Source organism: Pararhodobacter aggregans (assembly GCF_003075525.1).
Classification (GTDB): domain Bacteria; phylum Pseudomonadota; class Alphaproteobacteria; order Rhodobacterales; family Rhodobacteraceae; genus Pararhodobacter; species Pararhodobacter aggregans.
Window position 1 is genome coordinate 47,508 of record NZ_QDDR01000012.1, and the last position, 20,115, is coordinate 67,622.

Here is a 20,115-nt window from a genome sequence, read left to right on the forward strand (position 1 = left end):
CTTGCTCATTGCCAATGGGCGGGTGGCAGGCCCGCGACGGGCGCCTGAAAAGTCGCCAGCCGGGTCTGACCCAGTCCGCCGACATGAACGGTCCGCAGATCGGGCCCGCAGAACGTCAGGCTCGAGGGATGGTCGAGAATGGCGCCGTCCGGGTCTTCGAACACCAGATGGGCGGTTCCGTCCGGGGCGATCGCATAGAGACGATTGCGCGTGATCTCGGTCACCCAGAGGTTTCCGGCGGCATCGAAGCGGATCCCGTCGATCAGGGCACCGTCGAAGATCGGGTCCGGCCCGAAGACCTCGCGCGGGCCCAGACTGCCATCGGGGCGCAGCCGCGCGCGCGACACCCTGCCGCCCCGGGTTTCCGCGATGTAGAGCCAGTCCATCGCGGCATCCAGACGCACCTCGTTGGTGAAGAGCAGCCCGTCCGTGACGATCCGTGGCCCCTTGTGATCCATCACGATGACATAGCCGTCGGGGACGTCGCTCTCCAACGCCAGAAGATGATTGGAGAGCCTCGACGAGACCGAAAGCCAGAGCCGCCCCGTCGGATCCCGCTCGACGAAATTGGCCGCACCCACGGGAGCGCCCTCCACCCTGTCGAGGAAAACCTGTTCCGAGCCGTCCCGACCGACCTTGTAGAAGCGGCGCAGCGCGATATTCGCCATGAGGAAGCTGCCATCCTCGGACATGGTCATGCCGTTGGGTTTGCCACCCATCCGTCCGATCAGCCGCTGCCGGCCATCCGCGGCGATGGAGGTGATGGCGCCCCGGTTGTCCGACACCCAGAGCGCGCCGTCCCGTTCGGCGACGATGCATTCGGGGCGGCTCAACCCGTTGCCGGTAAAGGTGAAATCCGACGCGCTCAGTTCGAACATGACAGCTGCTTTCCCTCACAGGCCCTTGGTCATGCCGCCGTCGATATCGATCGCGGCACCATGGATGAAGCTGCCCGCCTCGGAGAGCAGAAAGGCGATCAGGCCGGCGACATCGCCGGGCTGGCCAAAGCGGGTGATCTTCAGATCGGCGATCATCTCGCGTCCCGCTCGGTCCAGGTCACCGTGGCCGGCGTCGCGGGCCCGCTGTTGCAGCAGGCTGTCCAGACGTCCGGTGTCGATCCAGCCCGGGTTGATCGCGTTGACCCGCACCCCGTCGCGGCGGCCTGTCTCGGCCAGCGCCTTGTTGAAATTCAGCAGCGCGGCGCAGATCGTCCCGCCGATCAGCGAGCTTTCCGAAGGGGAATGCGCCAGCGCGCCGGCAATGGTGATCGCCGATCCTTTCGCTTCCGCGAGGTGAGGCCAGGCGGCGCGGGTCAGGGCGACCGTGCCGAAGAACTTGACGGCAAAGCCGTGCTGCCAGTCGGCATCGCCCAAGTCCAGCAGGGTGCCGCGGCGGGTCGCCCCGGCGCAGTTTATCAGCGCATCGAGGCGCCCGAACCGCGCCACGACCTGCCCGACCAGGTCGGGTGCGGCAGCGGCATCGGCCAGATCGGCAGGAATCGCCAGCACATCGGTCAGCGTCGCCAGCTCGGCCACGGCGTCGGACAGATGCGGCGTATCCAGCGCGGCCACGGCCAGGGCATAGCCGCGGGCGGCCAGGGTTCTGGCGGTCTCGCGTCCGATCCCCTGGCTGCCGCCCGTAATCATCGCGACGGGCTTTTGCGACAGGTTGGTCATGCCATCCTCCTCGTGGCTGAAAAGCGGGTGTTCTCGCGGCCCTTGAGCCCGAGGATCTCGCGCGTCTCGTCGGGCGTGGCGACGGACAGACCCATCCCTTCGACCAGGGCGCGCGCCGTTTCGACCTGCTCCCGGTTCGAGACCGAGAGGCGCCCCTTTCCTGCCCAGAGATTGTCTTCAAGCCCGACGCGGATGTTTCCGCCCAGGGACAGGCCCGTTGCAGCCACGCGCATCTGGTGTCGGCCCGCGCCCAGGACGGACCAGCGGTAATCCGCGCCGAACAGGCGGTCGGCGGTCCGGCGCATATGGGCGATGTCTTCCGGATGATTGCCGATGCCCCCCAGCAGGCCGAAGACGCTTTGCACGAAGAACGGCGGCGTCACGAGGCCGCGACCGACGAAATGGGCCAAGGTGTAGAGATGGCCGATGTCATAGCATTCGAACTCGAACCGGGTTCCCCCCGCGCCGCAAGCGGCCATCGCCTGTTCGATATCGGCCAGGGAATTGCGGAAGATGTTCGCACGACTTCCCTCGAGATAGTCGCGTTCCCAGTCGTGCCGGAACTCGGAATAGCGGTCGAGCATCGGGTAAAGCCCGAAATTCATGCTGCCCATGTTCATCGAGGCCAGCTCCGGCTCGAACATGATCACCGGCTTGATCCTCTCGGCCACGCTCATCGTCGGCGCGCCGCCGGTCGTCAGGTTCAGCACGGCATCGGTTCGCTGCGACAAGGCCGCAAGGATCGGGGCGAAGGCCTCGGCGCTCTGATCGGGGCGGCCTGTCTGCGGATCGCGCGCATGCAGGTGCAGCACCGACGCTCCCGCCTCGGCGGCGCCGAGGGCCGAGGCGACGATTTCCTCGGGCGTGACAGGAAGATGGGGCGACATGGACGGCGTGTGAATCGAGCCCGTTATCGCACAGGTGATGATGATCTTGTCGCTGGTGCTCATTCGGGGGCCCTCAGGAAAGCCGGGATCGCCACACCCTGTTCATGGCGGATCGCCAGCCTCAGCGGCTGGTCGAGGTGCAATTGCGCACAGATCTCCTGCTCGGGATCGAGTCCCACCACGTTCGAGATCAGCCGCGGCCCCTCGTCCAGCTCGACCACGGCAACGTTGTAGGGCACCCGGTCCTCGAAAGCCGGGTTGAAGGCGCGGTGATAGACCACCCAGCTGATCAGCTTGGCGCCCCCTGAGGCCGGAACCCAGCCGATATCGGGGCCGAGGCAGCCGGGGCATTGGCTGCGGGCCGGCAGCCAGGCCGTGCCGCAGGACAAGCAGCGCTGATAGAGCAGATGGCCCTTGCCGAGCGCCTCCCAATAGGGTGCGCTCAGATCATCGATGTCGGGGCGGGGAAACGCGGCCGGGCTCATCCTGCAGGCTCCTTCATTGTCCGAGGATCAGGGTCGAATGGGTATGCATCACCCCGCCCTGGTTCGAGATGGCGCAGGTCCGCGCGCCTGAGATCTGGTTGGCGGCCGTCCCGCGCATCTGGCGCACCCCTTCGAGGATCAGTTGCAGCCCCGGCATCCCCGTCTCGGACAAGAGCCCGCCTGCGGTGTTGATCGGCAGATCGCCGTCCAGCGCGATCGCGCCGGAGGCACAGAAGGCACCCCCCTGTCCGCGCGGGCAGAAGCCATAATCCTCCAGCGACATCAGCGCCGTGATCGTGAAGCAATCATAGATCTGGGCCACGTCGATCTCGCGCGGGGTCAGGCCAGCCATGGCAAAGGCCGTCTGCGCCGAGGCCTTCGCCGCCGTGGTGGTCAGATCGGGGCGCAGCGCGACTTCCCACGATGTCTGTCCCTGGCCGAACCCGAGAATGGGGACGGGCGCCGAAATCCCCTCGCGCCGGGCGAAGCCGGCGCTGGTCAGCACCACCGCCGCACCGCCGTCCGAGACCAGGCAGCAATCGTCGCGGCGCAGGGGCTCAACCACCATCGGACTGTCCATATAGGCGTCCAAAGTCAGCGGCTTGCGCAGCTGCGCGCGCGGATTGGTGGCGCCATTCGCCCGGCAGACGACCGAGATCGCCCCCAATTGTTCCGGGGTCGTTCCAAACTGGCCCATGTGACGCTGTGCGATCATCGCATAACCGGCGGGGATGCCGAACCAGCCGAAGATCTCGTCATTGCCCCAGGCCTTGTCATAGGCCTGCCGCGTTCCCGATTTCGGATTGTCGGCAAAGGTCACCACCGCGACCTCGCATTGTCCGGCGGCAATCGCCATCGCCGCGTAGCCGACCAGCGAGGCGTTGGCGGCCCCTCCCTGATCCCAGACCCCCCCGATCCGCGGCACGATTCCCAGATGCTCGGCCAGTTTCTGGCCGTACATGAATTCGAACCGCGAGGTCGGGAACTTGACGAACAAGCCGTCAACCCGGTCTTTGGCGATGCCCGCATCGGCCAGCGCATGGCGCACCGCCTCGGCGTTCAGCGAATAGGTCGAGCGACCCGGCAACTTGCCGAAGGCGGTCTGTCCGATCCCCGCGATGACGACCTCGCCGCGCATCAGATCACGCCTTCGTCGCGCATCCGGGCATAGGCCTCGGGCGAGAGGCCCAGCCACTCCTGGAACACCGCCGCGTTGTCGCGGCCCAATTCCCCGGACGGGCGCAGGTCCACAGTGTCCTGCCCGTGAAACCGAAGGGCGGATCGGGGCAGGGCGACGCGGCCATACATCGGGTGGTCGATCCACTCCAGGGCGCCGCGCGCGTGCAGATGATCGTCGTTGATGACTTCGTCCAGCGTCCGGACCGGCGCGCAGGGGACCCGGTGCTCGGACAGGAGGTCGAAGAGCGGCTGCTTGGCATGTTGGCGGGTGAAGTCCGCGACCAGCGCATCGACGTCATCCATGCGCTCCACCCGCTGCTTCAGGGTCGCCAGCGCCGGATCCTCGGCCAGGTCCGGTCTCTGCATCGCCTCGGTCAGCTGGATCCAGTGCTGGTCGGAAACGCAGATGATCGCGATATGGCCGTCGCTGGTCGGATAGACGTTGTAGGGAGCTTCGGCGAGGCCGGCATGGCGGTTGCCGGTCCGGGGCGGAATGTCGCCATGGCTGCCGTAATAGAGCCCCAGGGACGAGCTGAGCGAGGGATAGAGCGCCTCCATCATCGCCACCTCGACCAGACGACCGCGGCCTGTCACCGCCCGGTCGTAGAGCGCGGTCACGAGACCGGCGTAGAGGTGGACGCCGCCGAAGAAATCGGCAATGGCGGGTCCGGCCTTGACCGGTGGCCGGTCGGGGAATCCCGTCGTGCTCATCACCCCCGTCATGGCCTGCACCGTCAGGTCCATCGCGGGGTATTTCGCCTTGGGGCCGGAACGGCCATAGCCCGACCCGGCGGCATAGACGATGTCGGGCTTGATCGCCTTCAGATCCTCATAGCCCACGCCAAGCTTGTCCATCGTGCCGGGCGCGTAGTTTTCGACCACCGCATCGGCGCGCTTCACCATCGCGCGGAAAAGATCCCGGCCCTGTTCGGTCTTCAGGTTCAGCGAGACCATGTCCTTGTTCGAATTGAGCATCGCGAAGGGCAGGGCGGCGCCGCCGACCACGGTACGCCGCCGCAGCGGATCGCCGCGCGGGGGTTCGATCTTGATTACCCGCGCCCCCGCCATCGCCAGCAGGAAGGTGCAATAGGGTCCGTTATAGATCTGGCCGACATCGATGATCGTCACGCCATACAAGGGTCCGGTGTTCATCCCTATCTTCCTTCAAATCTGGGGGCGCGCTTCTGGGCGAAGGCGCGGGCGCCCTCCTCGACGTCGCCGGTCGTCTGCAAGAGCCTGTTTGCCATCTGCTCGGCGCGCAGGCCGCTTTGAAGATCCATGTCGTGGCTGCGCAAGGCCAGCTCCTTCGAGGCGCGGACAGCCAACGGTGCGTTGTCTGCAAGTTCCTGGGCCAGGGCGAGCGCGGCGGCTTCCAGCCGATCGCGGGGCACGATCCGATTGATCAACCCCCAGCGCAAAGCCTCCTCGGCCTCCATGCGGCGCCCGGTGAGCAGCAGCTCCATGCCGATGGCATGGGGCAATTGCTTGAGGATCCGCTGGGTTCCGCCGTTGGCCGCGATCACGCCCCGCCGGACCTCGGTCACTGCAAAGCTTGCCTCGGTCGAGGCCAGCCGGATGTCCGTCGCCATCATCAGGGTCATGCCCCCACCCAGGCAATAGCCGTTGATCGCCGCCACGACCGGCTTGTAAAGCTCGATCCCGCGGTTCAGCAGCATGCCGTTCTGCGGGTTCCAGAGGTCGGACAAGGGCGGGCCGGCGGCGACGAAATCCCTCAGGTCCGCGCCTGCGCAGAAGGCCCGGTCCCCGGCGCCGGAGATCACCACGGCCCGGACCGCATCGTCATCGCGAACGGCTATCCAGGCCTCGGTCAGCGCCGCGTAATGCGCCGCATCGAGCGCGTTCATTTTCTCGGGGCGGTTGATGGTGATCCGGGCCACCGGGCCATCGCGGACGAGGTCGATCGACATCAATCGACCTCGCGGCTGCCGTTGCGGATCAGGTCGCGGGCGATCACCATGCGGTGCACCTCGGAGGGGCCCTCGCCGATCCGCTTGATCCGCGTCTCGCGGAACCAGCGTTCCAGCGGGAGTTCCTTGGCCACGCCCATCCCGCCCAGGATCTGCACGCAGCGATCCACGACCCGGTTCGCCGCCTCGCTGGCGAAGAGCTTGGCGACCGATGCCTCCAGCTTGATGTTCGCGCCCCGCTCAGCGCGCCAGGCAGCCTGGTAGACCAGCAGCCGCGCCGCCCTGAGATCGACCTCGCTGTCGGCCAGCATCCATTGGATCGCCTGATGCTCGGCCAGCTTCTTGCCGAAGGTCTCGCGATCACGCGCCCAGTCGAGCGCGATGTCCAGCGCCGCCTGCGCGGTTCCGATGCAGGTTGCGGCATAGGGCACGCGCTGGTGGACCAGCCAATCCTCGGCCAGCGCGAAACCCTGGCCTTCCTCGCCCAGCCGGTTCGCCACCGGAATGCGGCAGTCTTCGAAGGTCAGCTGGTAGGGGGAATAGGAACGGATCACATCGATGGGTTCCAGCGTCAGGCCCGGCGTGCCGATGTCGACGATGAAGCTCGTGATCCCGCCGCGCGCCTGCGGATCGCCCGTTCGGGCGAACACGACGCCCCATGTCGCCTGGCCCGCACCGGTGATCCAGACCTTGGTGCCGTTGAGCACGTAATGGTCGCCATCGCGGACCGCGCGCGTGCGGATCGCCCGGGCCGGATCCGACCCGCCGCTGGGTTCCGAGATCGCCACGAAGGTCTTGTCGCCCCTAGCGATGCAGGGGACCGCATAGCGCGCGATCTGGTCCGCGCTCCCCTTGAAGATCACGTTCGGCGGATCGAAGCCGAAGGCGCCGCCAGCCGGAACATAGGCGCCCATGCGGCATTTCGCGGCCTCTTCGGCGACCACGACCTGACCCAGCAGGCCGAGCCCCGCGCCGCCGTGTTCGACGGGCGATTGCACGCACCAGATCCCCAGCTCCCGCGCCTGCCTGCGCAGCCCTTCGAGGACATCCTTCGGGAACTCGTAGGAATCGCTGGGCAGCGCCTCTTCAGCCGGGCGCACCTGGCCGGTCATGAACTTGCGCAGCATGTCGCGCATCGCGCGCAGCTCTTCGGGCATCTGCCAACCCAGCAGCCCGATTTCCTCGCCATCGTAGGACACGTCGTTTCCCTCCCTTGCCGTCGCCGGATCACTGCTCGCGACTCGGCGTGCAGGAGCAGTAGACATCAGCAGCATCAAAACATCAAACCTTTTATTGTATGGGTCGAGATTTTCCTCAATACCCTTGCCAGGCCCTCGGTAATGTCACTATAAACATGAGGAAAGCATCAGGGTTGGGAGGGAAATAAATGGTCGATCATTTACTGACGCTGCGACAGACGCCCGCGATCTATCGCCGACGCATCGGCGGTTTCATGGTGACGATCCTCTCGGACGGTCATCTCGAAGCCGATCCGGCGTTCTTTTCCGGCGGGGCGGCGCTGTTGGGTGAACTGACCGACGCAGCCTTCCTGCCCCGGGGGCCCTTCCGCATGGGGACGGTGGTCTATGTCGTCGATGACGGGAAACGCCGGGTGATGGTCGATGCCGGCTGCGGACCGCTCTTCGGGCCGACCTCGGGCTACTTGCTGTTCAACCTGAAGCAGGCGGGGATCGAGCCCGAGACGATCGACGCGATCCTCATCACCCACATGCATGCCGACCACATCGGCGGTCTGCTCGACGAGGGCGGAGCGGTGTTTCCGAACGCCGAGATCGTGCTGCATCAGGCCGAGTTCGACTATTTCATGGGCGATCTGGCGATGCAGCGCAGCACCGACCGCAACCGCCCCTGGCTGCTGCGCGCGCGCACCGTGCCTCAGCATTACCCCCGGCTGCGGTGCTTCGACCGCGAAGGCCCGGTGCTGCCCGGCATCACTGCCGTCCCGCTGGCCGGACACACGCCGGGCCATTCGGGATTCATGATCGAATCCGGCAACGAGCAGCTCTTTCTGGCTGCGGATCTGGTCTATTCGCCGGTCTACAGCTTTCACCTGCTGGATCAGAACTTCGCCTTCGATGTCGACCCCGAGGGCGCGATTGCCTCCCGCAAGCGGGGTCTCGACATGATCGCCACAGAGAAATGGCTCATGTCGGCCACGCATCTGCCGTTTCCCACCCTGGGCCATGTCGGTCGCCGCGCGGGCGGGGGCTTCGACTATGTGCCGGAAGACTGGCGGTTCGATCCCTGAGCACAGCGACGCGGGGCGGGGGCAGCGGAGGGCCTGGTTAACCGGCCGCTGCCCGGATCAGGGCCGACCCTCTCTCGGCGACGGCCAGCACGGCGGCGTGAATGTTCCCCGAAACCGGCAGGGGCATGACCGAGGCATCGACAACGCGCAAGCCCCGCACGCCATGCACCGACAGGTCCTGATCCACGACGGCACCCATGGCGCAGGTGCCGCCGGGATGAAAGATCGTATCGCCCGATGCGCGCACGAACTGCTCCCATTGCTCGGGCGTCTGGACACCGGGGCCGGGCGTCAGCTCGTCCTTGGTCCAGCCGGCCAGCCCCGGGCCACGCATGGCGCGCCGCAATCCCTGGCAGGCAGCGACCATCCGGGCCATGTCCGAGCCCTGACTCAGGACGCCGGTCAGGATTTCGGGCGCTCGGCGGATGTCGGGCGAGAGGGCGCGCACATGCCCCCGGCTTTCGGGCTGGACGAGGCAAACGACCATACCCCAGCGATCCTCTGCCGGCGCGTGCATCAGCCAGGGTTGCAAACTCGGATCGAAGAGCCGCAACAGCACCTGGAAATCCGGGGCGCGGCGGTCGGGTGCTGAGCGCAGGAACAGATGCGCGGCGGCCAGGGGCCAGGTCGCGGGACCAGAGCGCAGCAACAGCGCCTGAGCGAAACGCAGCGCCAGCCGGTCCCAGCGCAGCAACCGGTGCATGTAGGAAGCGGGGCGGCGGTAGTCGAGGGCGACCCGGGGATGTTCCCACAGGTTCCGGCCCACTGCCTCCATCGGGACGATGGGCGGGATCCCGGCGGCCTGAAGAACCGCGCCGGGACCGATGCCCGAGACCTGAAGCAGATGCGGCGAGCCGAAGGCGCCAGCGGCCAGAATGACCTCGCACCGCGCCGTGATGCGACGCACCCCGCCCTTGTGGCGCGCGACGACATGGCGGGCCCGGCCCTCGCTGATCGAGAGGGAGTCGACCAGATGGTCGCTCAGCACGGTCAGGTTGCGCCGATCCAGGACCGGGTCCAGATAGGCGGCGCGCGGATCGCTCCGGCGCCCGCGCGCGATGTTGAACTGGGCACGCCCCACCCCCGGCCCGAGCGCGGCATTGTAGTCGCAAAGGCGGGGATGCCCCTGCGCTTCGAGCGCGGCGATCCAGTCGTCGATCAGGGCGTCCTGAACCGGTGTCTCGGTCACACCCATCGGGCCCGCGCTTCCCCGCGCCTCGTCGGCCAGGGCCGGCTCGACCCGTTCAACGGCCCGAAAGGCTTCGGCCATGTCCTGCGCGGACCAGCCTTGCAGCCCCAGGGCGTGCCAGGCGTCGAAATCGGCCGCGGCGCCCCGCACGAAATTCATGGCGTTGACCGCGCCGCTGCCCCCCAGCAAACGGCCCCGAGGCAAGGTCAGCCGCCGTCCGTCAAGCCCGGGCTCGGGGGCCGAGCGGAAATCCCAGCCATAGCGCGGATCGTTCCACAATCGCCCGACCCCCAGCGGGACACGGGCCATCAGGGGGCGGCGTCCGGGTCCGGCCTCGATGAGGACCACGGAATACCGCCCGCCCTCGGACAATCGGTTCGCCAGAACGCACCCCGCACTGCCGCCGCCCACGATCACGAAGTCAGCCTGCATGGCCGGATCAGAGCCCGCTGGCATCCAACGCTGCCTGAGGCATGCGGACCACCGGACCCAGCCCGGCGTAATTCGGCCCGCCCAGCCGGGCGACCGGATCGAGTGCGACGGTTTCGATCTTGCCGTTGTTGACCAGATCGTCGCGCACGTGGAAGCGCAGGACCTCGCCGATAATCAGCATGTTGCGCTCTTCACCCAGCGGGATTGCCAGATGAAGCCGGCATTCCAGGCTTGCCGGCGCCACGGCGATGCGCGGCGGCGCGATGGTGACGCTGGGCAATTGCTGCAGGTTCAGCGCCTCGGCCTCGCTGACATCCGGGGGCACGACCGCAGAGCTGTGATGCATCACCGCCAGCGCCGCGCTGTTGACGATGTTCACCACAAACTCGCCGGTGCGCAGGATGTTGTTCCCGCTGTCCTTCAGCACCGATCCGGCCTTGCGGCCGATCGACACCGCCACCATCGGCGGCTTGTGCGAGCAGAAGGTGAAGGCAGAAAACGGCGACAGATTGGTCGATCCGGCTTCGTTCAGCGTGCTGATCCAGGCGATCGGGCGCGGAACGACCAGGCCGGTCATGATCTTGTAGTTTTCCGCCATCGTTTTGGTGCTGGGATCGATCTCCATCACCGGGCCTCCCCGACCGTGCCGCTTGGCGAGAGCGCCGCGTGCACCATGTCCGAAAGCCGCTGAAAGCGCAGGTGGCTGTCCACCTGATCCATCAGCCCGGACGACAGAAAGACCGCCGACAGCCGGCGCTCCGGGTCGCACCAGAAGACCATCGACCCGGCCCCGATGCAGCCGAAGGTGGCGGCCGAGGCGAGATGGCCGAAGGGCATCGGAAACAGCCCTTCCCCGCGCAGGAAGAAGCCTAGCCCCAGATAGGCGGGATAGGGCGCCAGACCGCGCATTTCCCGCTGCGCCGCTAAGGTATTGTTGGGCCTGAGCCCGGTGTGGTTTGTCGTCGCCAGGGCCAGCGCCGCAGGCGAGACCACAGGCGCCCCATCCAGGGTGCCGCCCGCCTCCAGCATGGCGACGAAGCGCAGCATGTCGTCGAGCGAGGCATAGCCACCGCCGCCGGGCAATTCGCTGGCCTCGGTCATGGCGGCGTCGCGGGCCATGAGCCCCAGGTTCATCGGCGTCTCGTTGCGGGCGACGATCGGCACGCGCAACGACGCAAGGACCGGCGCGGCGCCGATGGCGCTGTTGGCCATGCCGAGGGGCTGGAAAATGTCCTCGGCAATGATCTGACGATAGGGCCGTCCCTGCGGATCAAGCACTTCGATCACCCGCCCCAGCACGTCGTAGGAGACTTGCGCGCTGTAGGAGACGACCTCGCCCGGCGGGTTGACCGGGGCGATCTGGCAGGCCAGCTCGACGGTCGCCCGCAGGTTGCCCTGCATCTCGGCCGACAGTCCGGGCAGGGTGAAGGGCATCCCGCCGGTATGGGCCAGAAGCTGTGCAATCGTCACCTTCTGCTTCCCGTTGGCGCCGAAGCCGGGAAGGACCTCGGCGACCCGGGTGCCGAGCGAGAGGGCGCCGCGCTCGATGGCCTGAAAAATACCGAGCGCCGTGAAGGCCTTGGTGAAGGACAGGACCGCGAACACATCCGTCGCGCCCAGCCTGCGCCCGCTGCGCCGGTCGGCAAAGCCGTAGCTGGCCTGGAAGGCCGTGCGCCCCGCCACCCGGATTCCGACCGCCATCCCGTCATAGAGCGCGTCGTCGATATCTCGGGTGATCGAAGCGCCAAGCCGCTCCAACTGCGCGGCGCGCAGGGTGGTGCCGAAACCGGTCATGGCGTGCTCCTCCTTCAGGGAAATTAGGTTGATGTTATGTTGTCAGCAACGGTGTTTGAGATCAATGGGGAAATTTTTCGCGCCTATCATTTGGTAATTACTGATTTACTAACAAATAGATAGATCATGTGCGGCAGCGCTGACGCCCTGAAATAATAAAACATTGGACCTTTTATGTTGACCGCATCGCTGACGCCATGTTTACTGGAATCGAGCCATGGACCGCGCGGGGTGACCTGCGTGCCTGCGGTCAGGGGGGCATCCGCGCAGGGCGCGGATGGGTTGCGGCAAGGACGGGGAGCGAGCGATGCTGGAACTGGAGAACTTGAACAAGACATACCCGCCCACGTCAGGGCGGGCGCAGGGGGCCGTGCCCGAACCGGCGTTGACCGATTTCTCGCTCAACATCAAAGAGGGGGAATTCTTCACGCTGCTCGGCCCGTCAGGATGCGGCAAGACGACCACGCTGCAAAGCATCGCCGGGCTCGAACATCCGACAAGGGGTCGGATCACCATGGCCGGGCGCACGGTGTTCTGCAGCGCGACGAATACCATCGTGCCGTCGAACAAGCGCAAGCTCGGCATGGTATTCCAGTCCTATGCGATCTGGCCGCACATGACCGTCTTCGAGAACGTGGCGTTTCCGCTGGTCCACGGGCATGGCGGCTGCCCCCGAAGCGAGGTGCGACAGAAGGTGATGGGCGCCCTCGAACGGGTGGGTCTTCATGACTTTGCCGACCGGCCGGCGCCGTATCTCTCGGGCGGGCAGCAGCAGCGGGTCGCATTGGCGCGCTCGCTGGTGAACGAGCCGTCGATCATGCTTCTCGACGAGCCCCTCTCGAATCTGGATGCCAAGCTGCGCGACGCGATGCGGGTGGAACTGCGCGATCTGGTCAAGTCCGTCGGTACGACGACGATCTATGTGACCCACGACCAGACCGAGGCTCTGTCGATGTCCGATCGCATCGCCTTGCTGAACAAGGGCCGTCTGGAGCAGCTCGGAACGCCGGACCAGATCTATAACACGCCGCGCACGACGTTTGCGGCCGAGTTCGTCGGCAGCTCGAACATCCTCAAGGGTCGGGTCGTCGATGTCTCGGGGCAGCGCTGCACCGTCCAGCTTGCCTTTGGCATGGTGACCTGCCCGGTGACCGGCTCGGTCGAAAAGGGGCAAACGGTCGGTGTGATGGTCCGCCCGCATGGAATTGCCATCAATCCGGCCGAGCCGAACGGGGCCAATTGCTTTGCCGGCACGATACGGCAGATCAGCTTCATCGGCGAGTTTCTGGACATGCAGGTGGCGGTCGGCGGCGAAAGCCTGAGGGTCTTCGTCAATTCCTACAAGACCCACCGCACGGGCGAGGATGTGACGGTGCAACTGCCTGTCGATCTTTGCGTCGTCCTGCAGGGATAGGAGCCAGAGATGAGAAACCCTGAAAGTCAGTCCGCCGGCATGCTGCAACGGATCCGCGCGGTTCCGGTCGTGACGATCGTTTCGATCCTGTTGCTGGCGCTGCTGCTTGTTCTGGTGGTCGCGCCCCTGGTCCTGCTGTTCCGGACCAGCCTGGCGCCGCCCGGAGAGCTTCCGTTCAACACGGATGTCTATACGCTGGAGAATTATCGCAGCGCGCTGAACAACGCGCGCCTTCCCACGCTGATCGCGAATACCCTGAAATACGCCGCCGGCACGGTCTGCATCGGGGTCGGCGTGGCCTTTACCATCGCCTGGCTGGTCGAGCGTACGGATCTGCCGTTCAAGGCGCTGATCCGCACCATGATGTTTTCCTGGATGGCGGTGCCGCCGGTGGTCATGGCCTTCGGATGGATTCTGCTGGGCAATCCGGGCAACGGGATCTTCAACGTCCTGCTGCGCTGGCTGTTCGACCTCAGGGGCGCGGTCATCACGGTCTATTCGATGAAGGCGATGATCCTCATCACCGGGCTGGCCATCGTGCCGACCGCCTTCACCATGATTGCCGGCTTGCTGCGCAACATGGATCCGCATCTGGAAAGCGCCGGCTCGGTCCATGGCGCAAGCGGCTTCGGCGTCTTCCGAACGGTGACCCTGCCGCTTCTGGTTCCCGGTCTGCTGTCCGTGGGCATCCTTCTGTTCATGGCGATGGTTCAGGCCTTCGACCTGCCGCTGGTGATCGGCCTGACGGCAAGGGCGCCGGTCTTGTCGACGCAGATCTTCCTGTTGGCCAATTCCGACATTTCGCGGCCCGACTACTCGCTGACCGCCACCTTCGGCACCTTCTTTCTGCTGCTGGCGGCCGTCCTGATGCTGGTCTACTTCCGGACCGTGCGCATGAGCGAACGGTTCCGCGTGGTCTCGGGCAAGGCTTTCCGGCCGTCCAAACGCCCGCTTGGCGGATGGCGCCTGCCGGCCATCGGGTTCGTGTCCGTCTATTTCCTCATCATGATGCTGCCCTTCCTCGTGCTGCTCTGGACCAGCTTCCAGCCATTCTATGCCGTGCCCTCGGCCGAGGCTTTCGGGCGGATGACCCTGCAGAACTATGCCGATGTGTTCGGGCAGTCCTTCATCATCCGCGCCCTGGTGAACACGATCATCCTGGTGCTGTTCTCGGCCACCATCGTCATGGTTCTTTCGGTGATGATCGCCTGGATCTCCGTCCGGTCCAAGGGGCGGCTGGGCAAGGCGCTCGAGGTCATCTCGTTCCTGCCGATCGCCATCCCGCCGGTGGTCCTGGCCATCGCCGTCCTGCTGATCTACCTGCGGACGCCGCTATACGGCACGGTCTGGATCATCGTGCTCGCGCATGTGACCGCCTATATCGCCTTTGGCACACGCACCATGAATGCAGCCCTGCTTCAGATCCACAGCGAGCTGGAAAACGCCTCCTTCGTCTGTGGCGCCGGATGGTTCACCATGTTGCGGCGGATCATCTTTCCGCTGCTGCTGCCCCACATCCTCAACGGCTGGCTCTGGGTCGCAGGGCACAGCGCGCGCGACATCACCTTTCCGCTGTTCCTGATCACCTCGTCCAACGTCGTCGCCGCGTCGCAGCTCTATCTCCTGTGGACGACGCCCGAGATCCCGACCGCCTCGGCGCTTGCCGTCATCCTGGTGTTGGGATTGCTGTCGGTTGTGGTGCCGGTTCAGCTTTACGCCGCGCGGCTGGAAAGCGGCCGCCACCGCAAGTCGCGGGCCAGCGATCCCGCCCTGGCCCCGGCCGAATGATGCGAGGATTTGCACGATGAACTATCGTTCCCTTGGCCGCAGCGGCTTCATGGTGGCGCCGCTCGCGCTCGGCACCTTCAATTTCGGCGGGCCGACAGACGAGGCGACCTCGATCCGCATCATGCTCCGGGCGCTCGACGCCGGGATCAACCTGTTCGACGTTGCCAATTCCTACAACGAGGGCCGCAGCGAGGAATTCGTCGGCAAGGCCATCGCCGAATGGGGCCGGCGCGATGATGTGGTGATCGCCACGAAGGTGCATTTCCCGGTGGGGCAGGGACCCAACGACAGCGGCAACTCGCGCTATCACATCCTGCGCGAATGCGACCGCAGCCTGGCCCGCATGAAGGTCGACCATATCGACCTTCTGCAACTGCACCGCCCCGACTTCACCATCCCCGCGGACGAGACCTTGCGGGCGCTGGATGATCTGGTGGCCGCGGGCAAGGTTCGATACATCGGCACGTCGTCCTTTCCGGCCTGGAAGGTGATGGAGGCCGTCGCCCTGGCCGACCGGCGGGGATGGGCGCGGCCGATCGTCGAACAGCCGCCCTATAACCTGCTTGACCGGCGGGTCGAGAATGAACTGGTGCCGCTCTGCCTGGCGCAGGGCCTGTCCCTGGTCCCCTACGCTCCGCTGGCCCAGGGCGTGCTGGCCGGGCGCTATGCGTCGGCCGATGACCTTCCGGCGGATTCGCGGGCGGTCACGCGGGGCGGTGTCTATTCGGACCGGGTGAACGACGCCGGTATCGCAGTCGGGCGGGAAGTCGCCCGGCTGGCGGCAGAGGCCGGCACGAGCGCCGCGCAGCTCGCCATGGCCTGGGTGCGCGACCAACCGGCGGTGGCGGCACCGCTGTTCGGCCCGCGGACGCTCGAGCAGCTGGAGCATATGCTGCCCGTTCTGGACCTGCCCTTTCCCCCCGACCTGCGGGAGGCCTTCGACACTCTGGTCCCGCCGGGAAGCGCGGTCACCAATTTCCACAACGGGGCACGCTGGATGAAGCAGGTGCTCGCCGTGCCGCATCCCGAAAGGACGCCCCGATGACCGAGATGGACGCCCCGATTGCCCTGGCCGATGCCTATGCCCGCGCATTTCATGCGGGCGACGCGGACCGGCTGCGCGCGATCTTCCTGCCTGAGTGCAAACTGCAATTCGTCGATGGCGATGCGCTCAGGTGCTTCGAGGCCCGGGACTGGATCGACCTCGTGGCGAGCCGCCCCTCGCAGGCGGCGCAGGGGCGGGCGCTGGATTATCGACTGGTCTCGGCCCACATGGCCGGGCCCCATTGCGCGGCCGTCGCGCTGGAAATGGCAGCGGAACCCGGTTCCCGTTTCAGCGATGTGCTGCACCTGCTGCGCATCGGCGGGGTCTGGAAGATCGTCGCCAAGTCCTTTGCGGTGCTGCCGGTCGCCGTCGCCTCGTAGGACGCGCGAGCGGCCCGGCAGCCTCAACTCATGCCGAGAAACTCGGCATAGGCGGTGACGTGCCGTTCCATCAGGCGCTTCGCCTCGGCCGGATCCTGCTTTTCGATGGCATCGGTGATGCGCCCGTGGATCCGGACCACCTGCTGTCGGACCTCGGGCGGGTTCAGGGTCTCGTCATTCGTCACGTCATAGACCGCGTGCGAGATCGATTCCATGAAGGCGATCAGCAGGTCGTTGTGGCTGGCGTGAACGATGGCCATGTGCCAGTCGAGGTTGCCGCGCAGAAACCTGTCCAGATCATCGATGCCCGCGACCATCGCCGCGTGCTTCTCCTGGATCCGGGCCAGATCCTCGTCGGTGCGGTGCTTGGCGGCCAGCATCGCGGCGGTCGGTTCGATGGCGCCCCGGGCCTCGACCAGCGAAACGCGCCGGGTCCGCCGGCTGGAAATGAACAGGCTGACGGTCTTGACGATGGTGTCGCGTCCCGGCTTGCAGACCCGCGAGCCGCCGTTGCGCCCCTGCTTGGTGGCAATCAGCCCCTCTAGCTCCAGCATGCGCAGGGCATCCCGTACCGACGAGCGCGACAACCCCGAGGATTCGGTCAGTTCGCGTTCGTTGGGCAGCATGTCACCATCGGACAGCCGGCCGCCGACGATCTCTTCGCGCAGCTGGTTTGCCAGGACTTCCGCGGCCCGGGGGATCTTCACCGGGCCGAGTTTGAGGCTGCTGGAGGCGGGTGATTTCAAGGCTGCCATCTGTTCCCGGTACTGCGCCATGTGACCTCCGTCCGTTGTCGTACATTTGCCAACCGATAGCAAACCTCAGTTGATACTAAACATCCATCCTTGACACTTCTGCCACGCATCTTGCTAATCATATGTCATTTATACATCGCATTTAGTAGCATGTTAATACAAGATATTTCTTGGTAAATCCGGCCATTTACGGCCAGCCTGCATTAAAGGTCTAATATTTAGTTGACTCGCGGTTTGGGGCGCTGCATCCTCGGGTCGACGCATGCTGAGACTGTCACTATGCGCAACAAGGGAGGAAGACATGCCGTTCCATTCGACGATGGCCCGTTTGACCGGGACCGCAGCCTTGGCAACGTTTCTTGCAACCGGGACACTCGCCCAGACGGTCGAAGAACTGGTGGCAGGCGCCCGGGAGGAGGGCGAGCTGGTGGTGTTGATGCTGCACCCGACCGACAGCGCCAACCGGAACCGGCTGATCGACGCGTTCCTCGAGGAATACGATCTGGACATCAATATCGAATGGGCGCCGACGCACCCGACCGCCCTGATGGCACGGCTGAACGCTGAAAGCGCCTCGGGCGTCTTCAGCGGGGATGTGGGGCAGGGCAGCGTCGACGATCTCTGGCCCTCGGTGCAGCGGGGCTATATCGCCTCGGTCGACTGGGCCGGGATCTTTGGCGACGACCTTCCCGGCATCGAGGCCGCGGCCTCGGGCGTGCCCCCCGAAATGGAGGGGACCGTCCTTTCCATGTTCGACCTCGTTTACGGGCTGATCTGGAACCCTGAATTCGTCGAGGAAAGCGAGCTGCCGGTCACCGTGTCCGATCTGACCGCGCCGGAATGGGCCGGCAGGCTGGCGCTCAATTCCTACCATATCGCGCCGGTCGATTACCTCAGCTACGCCATCGGCGAGGACGAGACCGTGGCGATCGTCGAGGGGTTGCTGGCCAATTCCCCGATCCTCAAGCCGGGAAGCGGTGCGGTTGGCGCGGCCGTTTCTGGCGGTGAGGCGGCGGTGGGAACCGGCATGTCCTACGCCACCGATCTGGCCATCGCCCGCGGCGAGCCCATCCGGTTTCGTCCCTTCGCCGATTACACGCCGGTCCTGGGCATGAAGACCTTCGTTCCGGAATTCGCGCCGCACCCGAATGCCGCGCGCCTGTTTGCCGCCTGGTTCGCTACGCGGGGCATCGAAATGATCGGGGAAGAGGAGCATATCGGCCAGCTGGCCAATCCGAACTCGACCGTCGGCGCCGCGCTGCTGCGGCAGATCGAAGAAGCGGGTTCGACCATCGTGTCGGTTTCCTCGGTCGCGCAGTTCGACCAACTGGCGGAAACGCGGCGGATCATCGACGCCATGATCGCCGATCAGTGAGCCCGTCGCGCGCGCGGGTCAGGCCCGGCTGCTGAAAGCTGGCCGCGTTCCGGCCGGGACCTGCTCAAGTCGCACGATGCGCCTCCTCTGGATGGCGCATCGTCTTTTGTCTCATGTCGCGTAATGCCGGTGCTGGGCCAGAGCGTGGCTGCGGGCGGCGACGGATGCCACCCGGGTGCGACGCGATACGGCCTTCGGCCAGCGCAACACGATGATCGCCCCGCTGCCGATGCCCGAGACCAGATCGGGCAGGTCACCGAGCCGCCCGGCAAGCTGCCGCTCCTCTGCGGATTGCGCGGCGACGATGACATCCACCTCAATATCCTGCGGCGTGCCGGCCGCCAGCAGCCGGTCGCGAATCTGCGGCGCCGCGCCGACCGCCATGTAGAAGCAGGTGGTCGTCCCGGGCGAGACATGCGCCGCCCAGTCCGGCGACGGATCTCCGGGACGGCAGCGGCCGGTGGTCAGCACCAGCGTATCGGTCTCGCCCCGCTCGGTGAGGGATCGCGTCAACGAGGCCGCGGCACCGGCAGCGGCGGTGACGCCCGGCACGATCTCGACCGCGATACCGGCGGCGCGGGCGGCGGCGATTTCCTCGGTCGCGCGGCCAAAGACGCCGGGATCGCCGGACTTCAGCCGGACCACCAGCTTGCCGGCACGGGCGGCGGCGACGATGACGCCATTGATGCGGTCCTGCGGCCAGGCATTGCCGCCGACCTCCTTTCCGACGCTGATCCGTTCGGCATCGCGCCGGGCCAGATCGAGGACGGCCGGATCGATCAGCCGGTCGTAGAAGATCACATCCGCCTCCTGCAGACGGCGCAATCCGCGCAAGGTGAGCAGGTCGGCCGCCCCCGGTCCGGCACCGATCAGGCTGATCCGACCGGCGGGCGGCGGCGGGCCACCGGCCGCGATGGCCGTCTTGATCTGCTGTGCCGCCGCGTCGATGCCGTCTGCCGGCCTGACCGTGCGAAACACCCAATCCCAGAACGCCCGGCGCCCTTCATGGGGGATTCCCGCTTCCACCGCTCCGCGCAGCCGCCCAGCCAGGGCCGCCAGATCGCCCAGCCGCGGTTCCAGCAGCGTTTCGATCCGCGCCCGGATGTTGCGGCCCAGCACCGGCGCGGTGCCTTCGGTGCCGATGGCGACCACGACCGGGTCACGGTCGACGATGGCCGGGGTGAAGGCGTCGCACAGCGCCGGGCGGTCGACGACATTCACCAGCGCGGCGCCGCGCTGCTTGGCCAGGTGGTGCAGCGCCCGGTCGCGCGCGGCATCGCCTGTCGCGACAAAGACCAGGCTGGCGCCGGCCCAGTCGGCCTTGGCGGGGTCGGTCAGGTGCCGGGCGCGGCCGGCGCCGACCAGGCCTGCCAGTTCGGGGTCAAGGTCCGGCGCGACCAGCACAATCCCGGCGGTGGTCCGGGCGATCAGCCGGGCTTTCTGCGCGGCCTGTTCCCCGCCGCCGGCAATGATGACGGTGCGCTGGTTCATGGTCAGGAACATCGGGAAGGTCTGCATG

Annotated in this window: 19 protein-coding genes; 6 read left to right on the forward strand and 13 right to left on the reverse strand. The window is 66.4% G+C overall.

All coding sequences use genetic code 11. From position 1 onward, the window contains the following. Nucleotides 1–5: 5 nt before the first annotated feature. From DDE23_RS19745 to DDE23_RS19780, 8 genes are read right to left on the reverse strand one after another with little or no spacing between them, the layout of a single operon-like run. Nucleotides 6–878 (reverse strand): SMP-30/gluconolactonase/LRE family protein, encoded by an 873-nt coding sequence (locus DDE23_RS19745; RefSeq protein WP_107754196.1) that lies wholly within the window; start codon nucleotides 876–878, stop codon nucleotides 6–8. 15 nt (nucleotides 879–893) lie between these two features. Then, nucleotides 894–1,676 (reverse strand): SDR family NAD(P)-dependent oxidoreductase, encoded by a 783-nt coding sequence (locus DDE23_RS19750; protein ID WP_107754198.1) that lies wholly within the window; start codon nucleotides 1,674–1,676, stop codon nucleotides 894–896. After that, complete coding sequence (kce, locus tag DDE23_RS19755; RefSeq protein WP_107754200.1) at nucleotides 1,673–2,626, reverse strand: 3,5-dioxohexanoate:acetyl-CoA acetone transferase; 954 nt, start codon at nucleotides 2,624–2,626, stop codon at nucleotides 1,673–1,675. Before kce ends, DDE23_RS19750 begins: the two co-directional genes overlap by 4 nt. Further along, nucleotides 2,623–3,048, reverse strand: a complete 426-nt coding sequence (locus tag DDE23_RS19760; protein WP_107754202.1) for a Zn-ribbon domain-containing OB-fold protein — start codon at nucleotides 3,046–3,048, stop codon at nucleotides 2,623–2,625. Before DDE23_RS19760 ends, kce begins: the two co-directional genes overlap by 4 nt. A gap of 13 nt (nucleotides 3,049–3,061) precedes the next feature. After that, entirely contained in the window at nucleotides 3,062–4,186 is a 1,125-nt protein-coding gene (locus DDE23_RS19765; RefSeq protein ID WP_107754203.1) for a thiolase family protein, read from the reverse strand. Beyond that, nucleotides 4,186–5,379 carry a CaiB/BaiF CoA transferase family protein gene (locus DDE23_RS19770; protein WP_107754205.1) on the reverse strand — a complete coding sequence of 398 codons (1,194 nt, stop codon included), beginning with the start codon at nucleotides 5,377–5,379 and terminating at the stop codon, nucleotides 4,186–4,188. Before DDE23_RS19770 ends, DDE23_RS19765 begins: the two co-directional genes overlap by 1 nt. 2 nt (nucleotides 5,380–5,381) lie before the next feature. Beyond that, nucleotides 5,382–6,155: an enoyl-CoA hydratase/isomerase family protein gene (locus tag DDE23_RS19775; RefSeq protein WP_107754207.1), complete on the reverse strand. Its 774-nt coding sequence runs from the start codon at nucleotides 6,153–6,155 to the stop codon at nucleotides 5,382–5,384. Then, nucleotides 6,155–7,354, reverse strand: a complete 1,200-nt coding sequence (locus tag DDE23_RS19780; protein ID WP_238150064.1) for an acyl-CoA dehydrogenase family protein — start codon at nucleotides 7,352–7,354, stop codon at nucleotides 6,155–6,157. Before DDE23_RS19780 ends, DDE23_RS19775 begins: the two co-directional genes overlap by 1 nt. A 188-nt stretch (nucleotides 7,355–7,542) precedes the next feature. Between DDE23_RS19780 and DDE23_RS19785 the strand changes: the two genes are divergently transcribed. Continuing rightward, nucleotides 7,543–8,424, forward strand: coding sequence for an MBL fold metallo-hydrolase (locus tag DDE23_RS19785; protein ID WP_107754208.1), 882 nt, complete (start codon nucleotides 7,543–7,545; stop codon nucleotides 8,422–8,424). A gap of 37 nt (nucleotides 8,425–8,461) precedes the next feature. Here DDE23_RS19785 and DDE23_RS19790 read toward each other — a convergent pair whose 3' ends face one another. From DDE23_RS19790 to DDE23_RS19800, 3 genes are read right to left on the reverse strand one after another with little or no spacing between them, the layout of a single operon-like run. Then, the gene (locus DDE23_RS19790) at nucleotides 8,462–10,045 is read right to left on the reverse strand and encodes a GMC family oxidoreductase (RefSeq protein WP_170121893.1); all 1,584 of its coding nucleotides are present in this window, start codon (nucleotides 10,043–10,045) and stop codon (nucleotides 8,462–8,464) included. 7 nt (nucleotides 10,046–10,052) lie between these two features. Then, entirely contained in the window at nucleotides 10,053–10,670 is a 618-nt protein-coding gene (locus DDE23_RS19795; RefSeq protein WP_107754211.1) for a flavin reductase family protein, read from the reverse strand. Then, nucleotides 10,670–11,839, reverse strand: coding sequence for a serine hydrolase domain-containing protein (locus tag DDE23_RS19800; RefSeq protein WP_107754213.1), 1,170 nt, complete (start codon nucleotides 11,837–11,839; stop codon nucleotides 10,670–10,672). Before DDE23_RS19800 ends, DDE23_RS19795 begins: the two co-directional genes overlap by 1 nt. A 307-nt stretch (nucleotides 11,840–12,146) precedes the next feature. Between DDE23_RS19800 and DDE23_RS19805 the strand changes: the two genes are divergently transcribed. Genes DDE23_RS19805 through DDE23_RS19820 form a run of 4 tightly spaced genes read left to right on the forward strand, consistent with a single transcriptional unit; the run spans nucleotide 12,147 to nucleotide 16,466 of the window. Beyond that, a complete protein-coding gene (locus DDE23_RS19805) occupies nucleotides 12,147–13,253 on the forward strand; it encodes an ABC transporter ATP-binding protein (RefSeq protein ID WP_170121894.1) in 1,107 nt (368 codons plus the stop codon). A gap of 9 nt (nucleotides 13,254–13,262) precedes the next feature. Next, on the forward strand, nucleotides 13,263–15,041 hold the full coding sequence (locus DDE23_RS19810; RefSeq protein ID WP_107754217.1) for an ABC transporter permease: 1,779 nt from the start codon (nucleotides 13,263–13,265) through the stop codon (nucleotides 15,039–15,041). 16 nt (nucleotides 15,042–15,057) lie between these two features. Continuing rightward, complete coding sequence (locus DDE23_RS19815; protein WP_107754219.1) at nucleotides 15,058–16,086, forward strand: aldo/keto reductase; 1,029 nt, start codon at nucleotides 15,058–15,060, stop codon at nucleotides 16,084–16,086. Continuing rightward, nucleotides 16,083–16,466 (forward strand): nuclear transport factor 2 family protein, encoded by a 384-nt coding sequence (locus DDE23_RS19820; protein ID WP_107754221.1) that lies wholly within the window; start codon nucleotides 16,083–16,085, stop codon nucleotides 16,464–16,466. Before DDE23_RS19815 ends, DDE23_RS19820 begins: the two co-directional genes overlap by 4 nt. 23 nt (nucleotides 16,467–16,489) lie before the next feature. Here DDE23_RS19820 and DDE23_RS19825 read toward each other — a convergent pair whose 3' ends face one another. Further along, the gene (locus DDE23_RS19825; protein ID WP_107754223.1) at nucleotides 16,490–17,242 is read right to left on the reverse strand and encodes a FadR/GntR family transcriptional regulator; all 753 of its coding nucleotides are present in this window, start codon (nucleotides 17,240–17,242) and stop codon (nucleotides 16,490–16,492) included. Between the two features lie 280 nt (nucleotides 17,243–17,522). Here DDE23_RS19825 and DDE23_RS19830 point away from each other — a divergent pair, with 280 nt between their 5' ends. After that, on the forward strand, nucleotides 17,523–18,596 hold the full coding sequence (locus tag DDE23_RS19830; RefSeq protein ID WP_157958091.1) for an ABC transporter substrate-binding protein: 1,074 nt from the start codon (nucleotides 17,523–17,525) through the stop codon (nucleotides 18,594–18,596). Nucleotides 18,597–18,707: 111 nt separating this feature from the next. On the opposite strand, the gene cysG is transcribed toward DDE23_RS19830, so the two are convergent. After that, on the reverse strand, nucleotides 18,708–20,114 hold the full coding sequence (cysG, locus tag DDE23_RS19835) for a siroheme synthase CysG (protein WP_107754227.1): 1,407 nt from the start codon (nucleotides 20,112–20,114) through the stop codon (nucleotides 18,708–18,710). Between the last annotated feature and the right edge of the window lies 1 nt (nucleotide 20,115).